Origin of the sequence: Nostoc sp. DedQUE12b (assembly GCF_034530835.1) — a bacterium.
Lineage (GTDB): Bacteria > Cyanobacteriota > Cyanobacteriia > Cyanobacteriales > Nostocaceae > Nostoc.
The window spans coordinates 84,561-102,093 of the sequence record NZ_JAVRCI010000004.1 but is presented as its reverse complement, the minus strand read 5'-3'; the positions used below and the strand labels follow the sequence as shown (position 1 = coordinate 102,093).

At 42.5% G+C, this 17,533-nt stretch carries 15 protein-coding genes; 8 read left to right on the top strand and 7 right to left on the bottom strand.

Translation table 11 applies throughout. The features are described 5' to 3' along the window. Nucleotides 1–76 precede the first annotated feature (76 nt). A complete protein-coding gene (locus tag RMY16_RS03425) occupies nucleotides 77–1,330 on the bottom strand; it encodes an exonuclease SbcCD subunit D (RefSeq protein WP_322735181.1) in 1,254 nt (417 codons plus the stop codon). A 43-nt stretch (nucleotides 1,331–1,373) separates the two neighbouring features. On the opposite strand from RMY16_RS03425, the gene RMY16_RS03420 reads away from it, so the two are divergent. Continuing rightward, nucleotides 1,374–1,508 (top strand): hypothetical protein, encoded by a 135-nt coding sequence (locus tag RMY16_RS03420; RefSeq protein ID WP_322735180.1) that lies wholly within the window; start codon nucleotides 1,374–1,376, stop codon nucleotides 1,506–1,508. A gap of 122 nt (nucleotides 1,509–1,630) precedes the next feature. On the opposite strand, the gene cysH is transcribed toward RMY16_RS03420, so the two are convergent. Further along, nucleotides 1,631–2,356, bottom strand: coding sequence for a phosphoadenosine phosphosulfate reductase (gene cysH, locus RMY16_RS03415; RefSeq protein WP_322735179.1), 726 nt, complete (start codon nucleotides 2,354–2,356; stop codon nucleotides 1,631–1,633). 614 nt (nucleotides 2,357–2,970) lie between these two features. Next, a complete protein-coding gene (locus tag RMY16_RS03410) occupies nucleotides 2,971–4,560 on the bottom strand; it encodes a DHA2 family efflux MFS transporter permease subunit (protein WP_322735178.1) in 1,590 nt (529 codons plus the stop codon). Between the two features lie 277 nt (nucleotides 4,561–4,837). Between RMY16_RS03410 and RMY16_RS03405 the strand changes: the two genes are divergently transcribed. Continuing rightward, nucleotides 4,838–5,434 carry a TetR/AcrR family transcriptional regulator gene (locus RMY16_RS03405; RefSeq protein ID WP_322735177.1) on the top strand — a complete coding sequence of 199 codons (597 nt, stop codon included), beginning with the start codon at nucleotides 4,838–4,840 and terminating at the stop codon, nucleotides 5,432–5,434. A 129-nt stretch (nucleotides 5,435–5,563) separates the two neighbouring features. Here RMY16_RS03405 and patD read toward each other — a convergent pair whose 3' ends face one another. Next, nucleotides 5,564–5,917 carry a heterocyst frequency control protein PatD gene (gene patD / locus RMY16_RS03400; RefSeq protein WP_322735176.1) on the bottom strand — a complete coding sequence of 118 codons (354 nt, stop codon included), beginning with the start codon at nucleotides 5,915–5,917 and terminating at the stop codon, nucleotides 5,564–5,566. 324 nt (nucleotides 5,918–6,241) lie between these two features. Between patD and RMY16_RS03395 the strand changes: the two genes are divergently transcribed. Continuing rightward, a complete protein-coding gene (locus RMY16_RS03395) occupies nucleotides 6,242–8,512 on the top strand; it encodes a bifunctional (p)ppGpp synthetase/guanosine-3',5'-bis(diphosphate) 3'-pyrophosphohydrolase (protein ID WP_322659681.1) in 2,271 nt (756 codons plus the stop codon). 165 nt (nucleotides 8,513–8,677) lie between these two features. Continuing rightward, nucleotides 8,678–9,547 (top strand): hypothetical protein, encoded by an 870-nt coding sequence (locus RMY16_RS03390; protein ID WP_322735175.1) that lies wholly within the window; start codon nucleotides 8,678–8,680, stop codon nucleotides 9,545–9,547. A gap of 154 nt (nucleotides 9,548–9,701) precedes the next feature. Here RMY16_RS03390 and RMY16_RS03385 read toward each other — a convergent pair whose 3' ends face one another. Further along, nucleotides 9,702–10,919, bottom strand: coding sequence for a HAMP domain-containing sensor histidine kinase (locus RMY16_RS03385; RefSeq protein WP_322735174.1), 1,218 nt, complete (start codon nucleotides 10,917–10,919; stop codon nucleotides 9,702–9,704). Nucleotides 10,920–11,362: 443 nt separating this feature from the next. Here RMY16_RS03385 and RMY16_RS03380 point away from each other — a divergent pair, with 443 nt between their 5' ends. The 4 genes from RMY16_RS03380 (at nucleotide 11,363) to RMY16_RS03365 (ending at nucleotide 14,390) form a co-directional block, all read left to right on the top strand. Then, entirely contained in the window at nucleotides 11,363–11,512 is a 150-nt protein-coding gene (locus RMY16_RS03380) for a hypothetical protein (RefSeq protein ID WP_322659684.1), read from the top strand. A gap of 192 nt (nucleotides 11,513–11,704) precedes the next feature. Then, entirely contained in the window at nucleotides 11,705–12,421 is a 717-nt protein-coding gene (locus RMY16_RS03375) for a class I SAM-dependent methyltransferase (protein WP_322735173.1), read from the top strand. A gap of 413 nt (nucleotides 12,422–12,834) precedes the next feature. After that, nucleotides 12,835–13,914, top strand: a complete 1,080-nt coding sequence (locus RMY16_RS03370; RefSeq protein WP_322659688.1) for a M4 family metallopeptidase — start codon at nucleotides 12,835–12,837, stop codon at nucleotides 13,912–13,914. Between the two features lie 176 nt (nucleotides 13,915–14,090). Further along, nucleotides 14,091–14,390, top strand: coding sequence for a protealysin inhibitor emfourin (locus tag RMY16_RS03365; protein WP_322659690.1), 300 nt, complete (start codon nucleotides 14,091–14,093; stop codon nucleotides 14,388–14,390). 118 nt (nucleotides 14,391–14,508) lie between these two features. On the opposite strand, the gene RMY16_RS03360 is transcribed toward RMY16_RS03365, so the two are convergent. Together RMY16_RS03360 and RMY16_RS03355 are read right to left on the bottom strand one after the other, a co-directional pair. After that, nucleotides 14,509–14,985: a hypothetical protein gene (locus RMY16_RS03360; RefSeq protein WP_322659692.1), complete on the bottom strand. Its 477-nt coding sequence runs from the start codon at nucleotides 14,983–14,985 to the stop codon at nucleotides 14,509–14,511. Nucleotides 14,986–15,096: 111 nt separating this feature from the next. After that, complete coding sequence (locus RMY16_RS03355) at nucleotides 15,097–17,493, bottom strand: response regulator (protein ID WP_322735172.1); 2,397 nt, start codon at nucleotides 17,491–17,493, stop codon at nucleotides 15,097–15,099. Between the last annotated feature and the right edge of the window lie 40 nt (nucleotides 17,494–17,533).

Sequence of the window (17,533 nt, the reverse complement as noted above, 5' to 3'; positions counted from 1 at the left end):
CGTTCGCGTAGCGTCTCGTAGAGAAGCGTCTACGTTATTCCATAATAATTAATTGTTAATTACAAATTATTTTCACCTACTCATTAGTTGCTGCTTCCAGCCAAACTTCCACATCATCTGCTAGCAACTTTTGTGCTGCATCCATCATTGAGGTTGCAATATCTTTGAGGTCTTCGCGATTGTTCAAGTAAGTTTTCAACGCTTCCATTGGGTCGATACTGCTACTTGCACTCAATTCAGGAATGCGGGGGCGAGCTAATTGACTCACTAATTCTGCTTGAATGGTGTAGGTGTGAGCGGGACTTAAAGCAGTATGTAGAGAGGGACTGTCAATTAAATCCATCTGTTCAGAGCGGAGTTTGTAAATTAGCCGCACTACAGCATCTTGAATATCATACTTGGCGATCGCTTTCATTAACACCGCTTGCGGCTCATCTGCTTTCGAGACATCCACCTCAATGGTGCGGAAAGTCCGAACTGTTAAGGGACAAAATTCCCATTGAGCACTTCCCCGCTCCAGTTCCAGCATCACATAACCTTTGTCTTCTTTTTCTTCACTAAAATCTACCCGCTCAATACTGCCTGGATAAATTACCGGCGGGTTGTTGGATTTATTCAGATTTTGGTGGCGGTGGACGTGTCCCAATGCTACATAATCAAAACAAGGTCGCGTCAGCAAAGATAGGGGCAGAGTAAAGCCTTTACCCACCGCCAAAAAGCGTTCTGCACCCAAGCTAGCATTGTCAGACATCAAGTGAGCTAAAAGGATAGTAGGCACATCGGGGTCAAGACGGCGAACTTCCCCTTCTAAAACAACTCGCAGACGTTCCGTTAATAGTTGGTTGACTTCCGCCAAAGACAAACCTTCAGTCTCTTGGCGAGTCATCAAAGTCGAACGAGTCAGCCAAGGCAGGGTAATTACTTGCACTTTGCCATTACGGGTTTCGATGCAGTGCGTAGTTAATGTATCACCAACAACAAACCCTGGCACTCCCAAAGTGCGGTAAATATTTAAACTCGCCCCTCCCTGTCCTTGGGAATGTTGGTCGTGGTTGCCTACCAACAGCACTGTTGGAATATTGGCATCCATCAGACGGCGAAATTGGCTGGCAAAAGCTTGTTGTACATAAGGCGGTGGTGTAGCATCCGGGAAAGCATCGCCACCAAATATCACCATATCAACAGCATCTGTCAACGCTCGGTCAATACATATAGACAATGTATTGACAAAATCCTCCAACCGTGTATTCAATCCCGTTGCCGGATTAATTCGTCCGTGGGAAAAGCCGCTTCCCATGTGAATATCGGAGAGATGGAGGATTTTAATCATATTTGTCCTTTGTTCTTAGTCATTTGCCCTTTGTCTAATACTAATGACAAATACAACTCTTGGAGAGGCTGCACTTCTCTACGAGACGCTGCGCGTAGCTTGCTTCCCCGGAGGGGTACGGCTACGCTCTGTTACCACGCCAACGGCTTCTCTACGAGACGCTACGCGTTCGCAGTAGTTGAATCTCGACTTACTTCGACTACGCTCAGTACAAGTCGCTCAATTACCGCTCAGCGATGCACTGAGCGCAGTCGTTGTGTCGAAACTCAGTACAAGTGACAAATGACAAATGACCAATGACTAAATATGAATTCCGCATTCTGTTTTATCACTTCCCCGCCAGCGTCCGGCGCGTTCGTCTTCGCCTTCGCCTACTTTGGTGGTGATGGGTTGGTCGCCGATGCTGGGATAACCTTGGTCGTGGAGGGGGTTGTAGATGACTCCATGTTCAGCCACATAAACCCAACTATCTTGACGTGTCCAAGTAGCAATGGGATTTACTTTCAGCCGACCTTTAGCATCAAATTCAAATATGGGCATATTCGCACGGGTTACTGCTTGGTCACGGCGGCGTCCGGTAATCCAAGCGACGCTGTTGAGTTCGTCTAAACCCCGTAGTAGTGGTTCAATTTTTGTAATGTGGTGGAATTTGGCAATATCCGTGTCCCAAAGTTTGTCGCCGTATTTGGCTTCAAAGGCTTCGCGGGTGTCTACGTCTGGAGTTGTGAAAGTTTGCAAATCCAGATTATAGATTTGTTTGGCTTTGGCAACTAATTCTAGGCTTTCAGGGAAGTGGTGCAAAGTGTCGAGAAAGATCACAGGAACGGGATGCTTCAGTTCGCTGTAAAGAATATGGGTAATTATCATGTCATCCACGTTAAAGGCGCTTGTTTGCACCAGTCCCGTTGGGATATTCTCTATAGACCATGCCAGTATTTCTTTGGGAGTGGCAGTTTCAAATTGTTCATTTAATTTGTCTAAGTCAAAAGCGATCGCTTGGTTTCTAGATGCCGTGGAGACTGTCATGATAATCTTCTATTCAAATATTTCTACCTTGATTAAGATCGATCTTACTGCATTAAGACGCGTATTCCGCTCGGAGATAAGGTAATTATTTTGTGTGGAAATTACTACATTTTGAGAATGGAGAATGAAGAGCAAGCACAAGAAAAATAACCATATTTTATACTTAGCAACAATTAATACATAAATCAAAGTGAGAGGTTTATTAAGAAAATTTACGATAATTTAAGTTTTACAGGATTTTTATAGATATTTATACTGATTTTGATATGGTTAAGGAACTATTAATAAAAAGGATTTTACTTAAATGAACAACGCAAAATTCAGCAATCCATTAGGCCAGTCTATAATTATGGGCGCTTTAATGATGTTAACCAGCGTTGGGGTTATTACAATAATGAACTTTTTCTAAGATCAAGATTTCTCATTTTAGCAATAAGACTTCATATAGTCCCGCTCAAAGCTGAGTGGGACTTTTACTTTTTTCATCTAAATCAATCCGTGTATATTAATTTTCGGCTGTGACTTTCGGCAAAGAATAATTCTGAAGCCGTGTTATTACGCAGTTTTGCAGTCAGAGAATTTAGAATAGGGATGCGATCGCTATTTCCTTTACCCTAGTGCCCGACTGGCGCTTTCACTCCTGCACCGCCTTTACCTAGAAATAGCAACAGAGGTAATGAGCAAAGAAACCCTATCCCTACTACTCGAAAGCAATCTGCGTAAGATAAAACCGCAGCTTGAATATCTACTATTTGACTCAATAAAGCTAGTGCTTGTTGTTGCGCTGTTGTCGCATCCATGCCTTGGCTTTGGAGTGCCCCGTTGAGCGCATCAAGGCGCTGACTGGTTTCTGAGTCATAAGGACTAAGTTTTGCTAATAAGATGGCTCGATGAAAAGCTTCTCGCCGATCAAGCAAAGTGGTGAGTAGAGCAATGCCAATGCTACCACCCAATTGTCGGGTGAGGTTGTAGAAACCAGAGCCGGCAGAAATATCCTGTTTGGGTAGCGGGCCTAAAACTGCCAAACTCAAAGGGAGAAACATCAACACAGTAAAAGCCCCACGCCATACCAATGGCCAAAATAAATCATCTATGCCAGTTTGTGGGGTAATTGCTGCTAGTTGAAACATGACTCCAGACGAGCCGACAGCACCCATTGCAATTAAAAATCGGGCATCAATCTTACTAGACAGTTTGCCTAATAAAACCATAACGATCGCAGACGCTAAAGCACCAGGCGCTAACAATAGTCCTGTCTGCGTTGCCGTAAAGTGCAGCACACTCTGAGCAAATATCGGCACAGCAAAGAGCGTGCCATAAAGCCCCATACCCACCACTGCTGAGAGAACGCTTCCCGCAGCTAAAGAACGGTGGCGCAAAACTCTCAAATCTACAGCAGGGTGATCTGTTTTCACTTCTTGCCAAATAAACAACCCCAAGCCGATAATACTGGCGATCGCTAATGTGGTGATGAAACTGGAGGAAAACCAGTCCTCTTTCTCTCCTTCCTCTAACAAAGTTTGCATACACCCAATAGCGATAACTAAAAACCCAATCCCGAACCAATCGACGGCTTGGCTTTGTGTCTCACTTTTGTCTTTGTCTTTGGGCAAAAATACCACTGACATCGCCACTGCAACGATCCCGAAGGGAATATTAACAAAGAAAATCCACCGCCAGCCCAAACCATCTACCAAAAATCCCCCTAAAGTCGGGCCGATGGCTGGGCCAGCAATTACACCTACTCCAAAAACTGCCTGTGCTAAACCTTGTTCAGCAGGTGGAAATGTCTCGAATAAAATCGCTTGGGCTTTAGCTAGCAACCCTCCACCACACAAACCTTGAAGAATTCGAGAAAAAACTAGCATCGGCAGATTAAATGCCAAACCGCATAAAACCGAGGCCAGGGTAAAGCCAATCAACGAGAAGATAAAGTAGGTTTTGCGTCCAAAGTAATCTCCCAGCCATGCAGATAAGGGAATTAAGACGACATTTGCGATCGCATATCCAGTTACCACCCAGCCAACTTCACTAACAGTTGCACCCAAACTAGCCTGTATATCTGTCAGGGCAACGTTAACAATACTAGTATCAATTACTTCTAGTATTGCACCGAGGGAAGCCGTAAAAGCGATCGCCCACTTCAATGGCCCGTGGACATAACCAAATTGGTCAAAACTAGAACCTTTAATGTTGATAGCCATTATTTAGCACAAATAATATTTGGGAGATGTCAAGGAATGCCAAAGCTAAAATTAAGTATTGTATATATACGCTACGGTAGCGTATCATATTAAAACGGTCAAGAGAGTTTTTCCTGAAAAGCGGCAGAAATACCTATGCTAAAGATGGATAGTCATTGCTGCTGTTTTAGTGCATGAGAATTGGGTTATGAGGCTTATTTTCTTTCTCAGAAGCTATGTTCTATGCCCAAAAGTAGAAGCCAATGTCCAAAAAGATATTGCTTGGGGATGATATTTTATGAGTAAGCAAATCAACAGCACCTCTGGACGCCCACGCAGCATCCACGCCGACCAAGCGATTCTGCAAGCAACTTTGGATCTGCTTGCAGAGGTAGGATATGAAAGCATGAGTATAGAAGCGATCGCTTCTCGTGCTGGAGTTGGTAAAACAACCATCTATCGGCGTTATACTTCCAAAGAAGAACTAGTTGCAGACGCGATAGAAAGTCTCAGAGATGATTTAGCGATCCCCGATACCGACAGCTTTTGGGGAGATATGGATATCCTGATTAAGAATGCCGCCAAAAAAATAGATAGTCCCCTTGGTCGTCAGACACTTGCGCTGATTGTTAGTACAGCGTCTAGCAATCCTCAATTTGCCGAGGTGTATTGGACAAAATATACCAAACTCAGACGTGAAGCCTTTTCTAAAATACTTGAGCGTGCCAAGTCCAGAGGCGAAATTCACAAGGATGCAGACGTAGACTTAATTATCGACCTTGTAAGCGGTTCACTATATTATGCACTGATCTTCAAACCCACAACCGAGCCAGTAGAAGCATACATGCGCCGCACCATGAACCTTCTGCTCAAAGGCATTGAGAGTGGAACATAGGGTATGGGGAGATGAGGGAAACGGAATAACCAATGACAAATGACAAATGACAACTTGTTAGCAAAATAACTTTCCATCATAGGTCATAAATGAGATGATGGAAAAATTAGAGAAAAAGGTGAACAATTGTTATTTTTCTCCTTCCGCTTCTGGTTTCAGAATGGCATCACAGTATTCAATGAGGGTTGTCAAGCGATCGCTAATCGTTTGAAGTCTCGTTTGTACAGTAGATGCTTGCCGCGCTCCTTGGAAAAACATCACATCTATTTCCAACAGGCGCAATTGCTTGCTCATCTCCGTTTGATAAGACTGCACTCGCCAGTTTTCATCAGCCAAAGGCACAATCTGTTGCCCGAAAAATTGCTGCAACGTGGCTACACGCTGCCGCAGTTCTGGCGCAACGATTTGGGTAATTGTGGCATCGGAGCGTAATTGCTCTAATAAAGTTACGAATGCCAGATATTTCTCACGGTTTAAAGACATCCAGTGCTAGTTAAGATAGTATTAATGTCAAGTAATTTTTCTTCTACAATAAACTTTCTTAAACACTTATCAGCACTAAAAGCCTCAAATCTCGATTTGGGGCTTTGTTTGCCATCAATGGATTTTCTTTCTTTAACGATCCTTGAAACTCAAACTGGATGACTACCAAACGCTCCTGCGTAGCTAAGGCTATGCTATTGCAATTGGAGAAATCCTTACACTGCTTTTTTCACCCGTCTTTGGGCAACGGCATCTTTTCAGGGCGATGCTGCTAGTTTTATTTATCATTCACTTATCTACCGATCCTCTCTAAACCCAAATTGTATGAGCAGTATAGCGATAAATTCATCAGTTGACCTTGCCATTCCCGAATGGTTAAAAAAATGTTTGAAGGAGTCATCAACAATTAGCGGTGCAGCGGAAGATGACCGAAGGCATAATGATGCCGTCTTAATTGGTCGGGCATTTGAATTTGCTTACAAACTGCATGAAGGCCAATACCGCAAATCGGGAGAACCATACATCGCCCATCCCATTGCTGTGGCTGAATTGCTGCGTGATTTGGGAGGCAGTGCTGCTATGATAGCAGCTGGATTTCTCCATGATGTCGTTGAAGATACAGAAGTTACAAGTCAAGAAATAGAAGAACGCTTTGGCCCAGAAGTGCGGCAATTGGTTGAAGGCGTCACCAAGCTTTCTAAGATCAATTTCACCAGCAAAACCGAAAGCCAAGCCGAAAACTTCCGGCGGATGTTTTTGGCAATGGCGCAAGATATTCGGGTAATTGTGGTGAAATTGGCAGATCGTTTGCATAATATGCGAACTTTACAATACATGTCAGAAGCCAGCCGCCGCCGCAGTGCCCAGGAAACGCGAGATATATTCGCACCTTTAGCCAATCGCTTGGGAATTTGGCGAATTAAATGGGAACTGGAAGATTTGGCTTTTAAGTATTTGGAACCAGAAGCTTTTCGCCAAATGCAAGAGCATGTTTCCGAAAAACGGACGGCGCGAGAAGAGAAGTTGGCCAAAGCTACAGATATTTTGCGAGAACGTTTGCAGCAAGCCGGAATCCGCTTTCAGGATATTAGCGGTCGCCCCAAGCACCTTTATAGCATTTACCAAAAAATGCACCGCCAGCAAAAGGAATTTCATGAAATTTACGATTTGGCGGCGCTGCGAATAATTGTTCAAACCAATGAAGAATGTTATCGGGCGTTGGCGGTGGTTCATGATGCTTTTCGCCCAATTCCTGGCAGATTTAAGGACTATATTGGACTACCAAAGCCTAACCGTTACCAGTCGTTGCATACTGGGGTGATTGGATTAACTGGCCGTCCTTTAGAAGTGCAAATTCGGACAATCGAAATGCATCATATCGCCGAGTATGGGATTGCCGCCCATTGGAAGTACAAAGAAACAGGAGGTTCTAGTATTAGCCATTTGACAGCGACAGATGACAAGTTTACTTGGCTGCGGCAACTGCTGGAATGGCAAACTGATCTCAAGGATGCACAAGAATATCTTGATAGCGTCAAAGATAATCTATTTGAAGATGATGTCTATGTCTTCACCCCTAAGGGGGATGTTGTTCCTTTAAGCCCCGGTTCTACCACGGTGGATTTTGCTTATCGGATTCATACGGAAGTGGGAAACCATTGTTCAGGGGCGCGGGTGAATGGGCGAATGGTATCTCTTTCAACACGGCTACATAATGGCGATATTGTAGAAGTTCTCACCCAAAAGAACTGCCATCCGAGTCTGGATTGGTTGAACTTTGTGAGAAGTTCGGCGGCGAAATATCGCATAAAACAATGGTACAAGCGATCGCGCCGGGAAGAAAATGTCGCCCGTGGACGAGAATTGTTAGAAAAGGAACTTGGTAAAACTGGTTTTGATAGTTTGCTAAAGTCGGATGCGATGCATATTGTCGCCGAAAAGTGTAACTACCACAGTGTGGAAGATTTACTCGCTGGTTTGGGTTATGGAGAAATTACGTTGAACCTAGTGCTAAATCGCTGGCGAGAAGTAGCGAAGGGACAACAACCAGTTGCCACTGTGTCGCTATTTATCCCCAAAGAACCAGCGACATCAAAAGCTTTACGAGATGCACCTCCAACTACCTCACGTTCCACTGATTCGCCAATTTTTGGGGTGGAAGGTTTGGTATATTATTTAGCTGGCTGTTGTACCCCGATTCCTGGCGAACCAATTATTGGTGTGGTAACGCGAGGTAGGGGGATTTCAATTCATCGCCAAGGCTGCCATAATCTGGAAACTGTGGAGTATGAGCGCTTAGTACCAGTTAGGTGGAACCCAGCCGCCGAAAATAGTGGTCGTCCGCACACTTACCCTGTGGATGTTCAAATTGAAGCTCTTGACCGCGTAGGAGTACTAAAAGATATTTTGTCACGGTTGAGTGACCAAGGAATCAATGTCCGCCATGCTCAGGTGAAAACCTCTGTTGGTCAACCTGCATTGATCGACTTAGGAATAGATATACGCGATCGCTCTCAACTAGAGCAAGTCTTTGTCCAAATTAAGAAAATGACTGACATTTTGAATATCCGCCGCGTTGGTCAAATTGACGAGTAGGTAATTGGTAGGTGCGTTAACGCAGTGTAACGCACCAGTTTAAGTTGCAATTTTACTCTCAAGTTTTAAATTTTGAGTTGTAGCAAAGCGGTAATCAACCATAGGTCGAACGCTTTAATATGCAGTTAGTGCGATCGCTGATTCTATGCTAGTAGAAAGGATTAAATGACTGACCTGCATAGCAAGAAAAGCGCAATGCAGGAATGGGGTTACGTTATGAATGCAAAAGCTGGTAGTAGCCATTCGCTAGGACGAAATCTGTTTCTTTCTGCCCTGGCTGCGACAAAGCCATCTCAAGCGGATGGAGCCATTGACACCTGGGAGGGTAATGTTCTGCCTCATGGCTCGATTGAAGAACTTGCTCCTCAACTTTGGCATATCACAGGTATTCTGCCCGGAGTTGCGCCGCCACGAGAGATGGTGCTATATCGCCTACCCGATTCCACGCTGCTAATTCACAGTGCGATCGCCCTGAACGAGACAGAAATGCAGAAGCTTGAAGCGTTAGGAAATCCCCATATTTTGATTGTGCCCAATCGCATTCACCGACTTGATGCAGCAGTGTATAAGCAACGTTATCCACAACTCACGATCGTTTGCCCGGCAGCGGCAAGACCTTATGTTGAAGAGGTTGTATCAGTTGATGGCACGGCTGAAGAAGTTCTACCAGCTTATGGAATCGAGTGTCACAGACCCGCTGGTATCTACGAGCAAGAACTGGTCTATGAACTATCGTTGCTCACCGGAAAAGCGCTTGTTTTTACTGACATTCTTTTCAACCTAACTCAATCTTATCTGCAACAGAATATTCCTGAACGAAGTTCCATGTTTGGATGGCTTGGAGGCAGTGATTTCTTTGGGATCACTCGATTTGGGCGATGGTTTTTCCTATCTGATCGCCATGCCTACCAACAGTGGTTAAGATCGTTAGCAGACAACATTCCTAACCTATGCGTAATTTGTGTGGCACATGGTAGCCCAATTACCAAGAATTGTGCTGAACGATTGCGAAATGCAGCTGATCGCCTTCGATGATGAGAAATGCAAAATTGCTCAAATGATTTGCTCGTGTCCAATGCTTTCAGTGTCGTCTTTTGGGCAACGTGAAATGAGCCACTACATCACATCTAAAAGTCTTGCGACTCCTCTAACTTTTCTCCACAACACTTACAAACTTCTGGCTAGTAGCCTATAACGAAGTGTAGGCGTAACCCGTCGTAGCAATCGCTTCTAATGGCAAAATTACTGTAAATGTAGACCCTTTTCCTAGCTGTGAATCTACTTTAATTTCACCATCCATTAACTGAACCAATCGAGAGACTATTGCTAAACCTAATCCTGTACCATCAGAACTTTGCACTTGGGGAACAGTTACTTCCCGAAAATAGGGATTGAAGATTTGTGCTTGAGCATCTGGAGAAATACCAATACCACTATCAGTAACAGAAATAGCCCACTGCTGTTGAGATACCGTCCAGCACTCCAAATGAATTGAACCAGATTCTGTGTAGCGAATTGCGTTACTCAGCAGATTTGTCAGAATTTGCTGAAGCCGAAGCGGATCTGTGTTAACTTGACTTGGGGCGCGTTCGCATTCAACAACCAAGGATAATTCTTTAGCACGCGCTAATGGTTCAATCATCTCTAAAACAAAGTTGATTAAACTACGCACATCGGTTAAAGTAGGCTGCAATTTCATCTGTCCGGCATCATAGCGCGAAATTTCCAAAGTATCATTAATTAACCGGACAAGAAGTCTACCACTCTTAAGAACTCGCTCAATACTTTCAAGATTTGCATAGGTGTCTTTGAGTTCTGGTTGTTGACGCTGCTGGCGCAGAAATAAGTCTGCGTAACCGATGATTGAGGTCAGGGGCGTTTTCAGTTCATGAGCCAAATGAGAGATACTATCTTTATTAGCGCGAACCAAGCGAGTTAGCTCTTGGTTAGTCAAGCGCAACTGACTTTGGAGTTGTTTAAGCTCTTGTAATCGTCCTTGAGTATAGCTGTTAAAGCAACGTGCGATCGCTTCATCGATTACTGTATCAATCAGGCGAACAGCCCTTAGCACCTCTTGTGCAGATCCTTGTAATAAATCTTCTTCTAAAAAGGAAAAAATCACAAACCGGAGTAAACGATACTCTCGCGCAATTTCCGCTGGTTCAAATCCCTGTTCGGCCCGAAGTGTGCCGTGTTCTAAACTTGCATCTACTACTGTCTGCAAATCGCTCGTTTCAGATTCAGAAAGTACTGTTGCTAATGCTTTCAAAACACGGGGTAAGCTATCCCGTACAGCTTTGAAAGTAAGTTCATTAGTAGCTTCAATTTGTTGATCCTGATAAACCGCTTCTACCCATTGAGCGAGAATGGCATCACTTTTTGCAATTAGAGTCTGACTAAAATCCATCTTTTGCCTAACCAAACACAGCGAAGCCTGTTCCAGTAGAGGTAGATTAGTACGTTTAATGTCAAGTTCGCACCTGACAGAAGATAGAGTTTAGTGAAAAGACAGCTTCTTACGGAACTAATTACTTTAGCTTATATCACTATAAATTCAATAGCGATGTTTAACCAAGTAGATTGTGGTTACAGACATAGAATGACATCTCAACATCATTAAAATTGTGAGTGTATTTATATAAAATCTTTTGCAGAGACGTGATTAATCGCTTCTCTTAGTTTTTATGGACATCCCAAAACGATTTTCACTTTTATTGGTTAGATATTCTGAGGCTCTATAAGCGATCTAGCGGCTAAATTGGGCACATTATAAAATTATAAAAGTTTGATAAAGTATGTCAAAACTTGTGGTTAGCCAATATCACACAGAAGTAGAAAAAATTATCCAGTATGGCGGTTCACGTAAAGAAACATCGATTCGGGTTGCATTTCAAAACATATCGCTTTGCAGATTACAAAGAACAAATGATTGATTTACTACAAAGAGTCTGTACCATCAGTGTGGAAACAATGCAGATTATTCAACAGATTGAGTTGTAATCGATTCGTTCAAATAATTACCCTCACTTTGACGACTTTAGCAACCTCTCAGCAATGTTGTAGGTTGTTTTTGACAAAGTATATTTTAGTCGATATATTTTAATACTAAAAGTTCCTCCCACCCATGTACCATATAACTCGGTAATGATGGATGATTAATATTGATTAGTATGTTTATTTGTTCCGATCACCATGCAACAGGTATTTCCCGGAGAGGTATTCGCCAACACTGCGGATTTTGATACTGGTATTCGCCAACTGTTACCGCGATACGATGAGATGTTGGAGGTAATTGTCCGTTTTCTACCTTCCACAAGTCGGCGCATTTTAGAATTAGGTTGTGGTACAGGCGAACTTAGTCTCAAGATACTCAATCGCTTTCCAGATGCCCAAATAATTGCCTTAGATTACTCACCTCGAATGCTGCAATTTGCCCAAGAGAAAATCACAGCAGCTGGATATCAACAACGCTGGACTGGTATACAAGCAGATTTTGGCAATTGGGCAAATAATCCAGAGAAGTTGGATATTGGTAGCGAATTTGATGCTTGTGTCTCATCTTTGGCAATTCACCATCTCCATGATGAGATGAAGTTGAAGTTATTTGAGCGAATTGCTGCTAACCTCTCTCAAGACGGCTGTTTTTGGAATGCAGATCCTACTTTACCAGAATCACCAGCCTTAGCAGAAGTTTACAAGGCGGCACGAGACGAATGGGCAGTTGAACAAGGAATTAATTTGACAGAGATTCGTGCTAAACGTGCCACCAGCACTACTGAAGGTTACTCTAGTCAAGACCAGCTAGCTAGCTTAGATAGTCATTTACAAATGTTGAGCAAAGCTGGATTTAAGACAGTTGCAGTACCTTGGAAATATTATGGCCTGGCGGTGTTTGGTGGCTGTGTGTGAAAATTTGCGGTTTTGGATGCCTATATTTGAGATTCCCCTATCTCCAATGGGTATTTATCGCATTAACAGCTTGATAGTAACAAAACAGCAATAAATAATATCATTTCTGTTGATAAGAACTAATATATAAACTCATTAGGTCTGTAAAGGAGGTCTTGTTAACTCACACAAGGGTTTTGCCTGAAACTTGCCGTAATTAAGCTGGCTTCGTGTTTTTATACAATATTTCCATATCAGAAGTACCTATGAGGGTACCATCAATCCTGTACAGACCTATCCGAAAATACAGAGTAGAAAATTTATTTCAGAAAAAACCAGGGACAGGCGATTTGGATTCGTTTTTCTGCTCCTTTCTCCAGTGGAGTTAAAGCCACTGTTTGCCATCACTTAGTTTCAAAAGGAGAATATCTTGGATGGCTCGAAATAAAAAGAAATCAGCCGGGTTTAAGTATGAGCATCCACTTGTCTCTAGATGCCCTATTTGTTGTATTATCCCGCCCCACATGCTGGAAAATGTCGTGGTGAACGGCAATCCTGAGCAGCGGAGTTGGGCTTTTCATACATTAAATGTTTCAGCACAGCTTCGCGGACGCAGAGATGTTATAGGTACTATCTCCTTTGCACCTTCACCAGGTGAGAAGCGCCGCACCATCTACGATGCCAAAAATGGGCAGCAACTACCTGGCACATTGGTGCGTGCTGAAGGAGACCCACCAAGCAGTGATCCCGCAATAAATGAAGCCTACGATGCTGCTGGTGCTACTTATGACTTATTTCATGAAATATTTGATCGCAATTCCATTGACGACAAAGGACTACGTTTAGACTCCACCGTGCATTATGGCGTTAAATATGACAACGCCTTTTGGAACGGCGACCAAATGGTTTATGGTGATGGCGACGGAGAAATGTTTCAGCGCTTCACGAAATCAATTGATGTGATTGGGCATGAGTTAGCTCATGGGATAACTCAATATGAAGCAGGTTTGCAGTATTATGGCGAACCAGGGGCACTAAATGAATCGTTTTCTGATGTCTTTGGTTCCTTGGTGAAACAAAAGACCAAAAATCAGACTGCACAAGAAGCAGACTGGCTGATTGGTGAAGGTCTTTTAGTCCCGACTGTCAAAGGTGTTGCCCTCCGCTCAATGAAAGCACCAGGAACAGCTTATGACGATCCTGTACTGGGTAAAGATCCCCAACCGGGTCATGTAAAAGATAAATATACAGGTGTTGAAGATAATGCTGGGGTACATATCAACTCAGGAATCCCTAACCATGCCTTTTACCTAGCGGCTGTTGAGATTGGTGGCTATGCCTGGGAAAAAGCTGGCAAAATATGGTATGTAGGTTTACGCGATCGCTTGCGTGCCAAAGCAGATTTTAAAAAAGCTGCCAACGTCACCATTCAAGTTGCTGGCGAACTCTACGGTAATGATAGTAATGAGCAAAAAGCTGTGCGAAATGCTTGGCAAAAGGTAGGAGTTATCTAGGAGTTAGGAGTGATAAGTGAGGAGTTAGGAATAAATAAATGTTTAACATCTTCCACTGCCTCATTCAGTACTCAGGGCTGATTAATCTGTTGTTGTTGTTAAACTGGGAGGTGAGAACTATTATCTCCCAGTCTTAGTATGTATTCCAACTAAATAACACAACGGAGAGCAAAAAAATGCGGGTATCATTTGAACGCACGGGCGGCTTTGCTGGGATTACCAAGAAAACAACCGTTGATACAGATACTCTCCCGCCACATGAAGCTGCCACACTTCCCCAGCTAGTGGAAGTTGCTGATTTATTTAGGCTACCGGAACGAATTACTTCGCCAAATCCTCAGAGCGATCGCTTTCAGTATAAGTTAACAGTAGAAGATAACGGCAAGCAGCATACAGTGACTGTCAGTGAGTCAGCATTGCCAGGAACCTTAAGACCCCTGATTGAATGGCTACAGAATATAGCACAGAAAAGGTGAAAAGTAAAAAGAATTACTTATAAGTCTCTGACGCTATAGAATATCTCCTCAATAGTCGAAATTGTGGCAAAGTGATAGTAACTTAAATCGTAATTATGAATTAAATAATTCATTTTTATTAGTTACTCTCAGAGTTGAGTTCGTTGATTTCTCTGCACTTAGCCTCTGCGGCTTGATATGCTGCCAGATAATCTTGACCACCCAACATTACATCACCGTAATATTCATAAGGTGGATCGCCATAAATTGGTAATGGATCGTCTTCTGGATAATCTTCTTTTGATTCTTCAATGATGGCTTTCAGCTTTTTAACAGTCAGACTATGTGCTGCAAAATACCAGATTTCTTGGGGATTTTTGTTCAGGTGAGGTAATGTGGGATCGATAATGCGAACATCAGAGGTGTCGTCTAGCTCAATCCAACTGTGTTCAATCGGTCTATACGGCTTCCCAGCAAAAGCTAAAAATCCCTGAATATACTTTGCTCCCTCAGTGGATAATGCTGCTTTATAAGCATTATCAAACGGAGTGCTAGCTCTGCTGTTTATCTGCTCAGCAATTTTGATTGACAGCGTTTCATCCAATAGTTTGTTCATCAATAGCAAGGATTAGAGCAGCCATAAAAACATATTACCACTGCTAGTTACCATTTTGCTTGGGCATTGGGAATTGGTTATTCACTAATGGCAAATGACAAATGACAAACTCTACTTTGTGCTAATCACCATCTGTAAATTTCTTAACAAGTCGCTTGAGGTGTAGGGCTTAGACAAAAGGGTTTTAACACTATTACCAAGGTTTTTCATCATTGCATGATTGGAGGCTAATCCACTAACACCAATAATTTTTATATCTGGATTAATTTTTTTCAACACATTGATAGTTGTTGGCCCATCCATAGATGGCATCATCATATCAACCAACACCACACTAATTTCTTGTTGATGTTTTGTATAGAGTGCGATCGCATCAATACCATCACTAGCTACTAAAACTTTATAGGCATTTTGTTCTAACCAGGTTTGAGTAACCTCTCGAATTGAATCTTCATCATCAACAACGAGAATTAATTCTCCATGCCCTGCTGGTAATTCCTGATATCTAGCTAATTTATTATCTGCTTCGATTATCTGCATTACGGGTAAGCAAACTTGAAACTCTGTACCTTTGCCCACTTCACTAACTACATTTACAAAACCGTTGTGGCTTTTGATAATGCCAAGAACTGTTGAAAGACCAAGCCCTGTGCCTTTACCCACTTCTTTTGTTGTGAAAAATGGCTCAAAAATTCTATCTACTATTTCTCTTTTAATTCCCGTACCTGTATCACTCACAGTAATCATCACATAAGAACCTGCCTTAGCATCAATATTCATCCGGGCATAGTGGCTATCAACCCAGAAATTCTTCGCAGAAATCTTTAGGATACCGCCATGAGGCATAGCATCACGAGCATTAATGCAGAGGTTCATTAGCACTTGGTGTAGCTGAGTAGCATCACCAAAGACATTCCACAGATTTTGCCCAGGAACATCAATGTGGACTTCAATAGCTCTGGAAAATGTTTGCTTAACAATATTTTCAATTTCTAAAATTGAATTCTGTACCTGTAAGGTTTTAAAGTTACCTACAGAGCCGCGTGAAAACCATAGCACTTGTTTAACTAAATCTGCTGCACGTTTAATATTTGTTTCCATAATTGTTAGCCATTTCTGACTTGTTTCATCTGGCAGCTTTGCCTCTAAAAGTTGTACTGTCATCATCATGGGTGTCAGTGCATTGTTGAGGTCATGGGCGATTCCACTTGCTAAAGTGCCAAGACTCTCCATCCGCTGGGCCCGGAGAAACTGCGCTTCGAGTTGCTTTTTCTCTGTAATGTCGGAGTTGACAATCAGGACGGATTTGGCTTCCCCCTCATCATCATTTACCAGTGTCCAGCGACTAGCAACGATGATTTCTTTGCGTTGTTTTGTGACTTGATGTAATTCACCTTGCCACGAACCACTCTCAGCTAAAGTTTCCTGGATGTTTTTCAATTGGCAAAAACTTTGCTTTTGATAAAAAAGCTGATTGGCATTCTTGCCCATTACTTCTTCTGCCATCCAACCATAAAGATGTTCAGCCCCTTTATTCCAAAATTGAATTTGGTTAATTAAATTTTGAACGATAATCGCGTCTGTGGTGATGTTAAGCAAAGCAGCTTGCTCACGGATTTTCTGTTCTGCATCTTTGTGCTGGCGTAGCGCAGCTTGCTGTTCGGTAATATCAATTACAAAGCCCGCCATCCGAGCAACTTTACCTGTAGAATCTAAAAAGATATAGCCGTTGTTCTCAACTGTGATATATATGCCATCTTTACGACATACGCGAAATTCAAGATGGAATCGCTCTTTTGTGGATAAAACGCGGTTAATCTCTTTGTGAAAGAAGTTGCGATCGTCAGGATGAACCAATTCTAGCCAGCGGTTCAAACCTCCCAACATCTCAGGCATAGAGTAACCTAATATTCGCTCTACATTGCCACCATATTTAATCTCATTGGTATGTAAGTGCCAGTCATAGAGAATCTGACCACTTGCTTGAATTAGTGCTTGATAGCGATTGTTCCACTCATCTAATGCATGTGAATGACATCGTAGTTTTTCCTCTACCCGCAGGCGCTCCAAGATTTCAGTCTCTAAACGTTTATTTTGCTCTGTGAGTTGTTTTGTGAGATTTCGTAAACGTAAATGGGTGTTTACCCTAGCTAAAACCTCTTGATAATCTAAAGGTTTGGTAATGTAATCTACTGCGCCAAGATTCAAACCTTTGACTTTATCTACCTTGTCACTCATGGCAGTTATAAATATTACGGGAATATCTTGAGTGGCTGGATTTGTTTTCAAAAGTCTACAAGTCTCAAAACCGTCGATTCCTGGCATTAATATATCCAGCAAAATCAGGTCAGGTGAAGCATAAGGTGCCATATTAATGGCACTTTGTCCATCTTCAGCTACTAAAACTTGAAAACTGTAATACTCTAAAAAATCAAATAATACTTGTAGATTAACAGGAGTATCATCGACTATTAAAATAACAGGCTTTTCATTTTTATTAAAATTCATGCTTGCCTCTTATTAAATTTTAAAAAATTATCAAATTTAT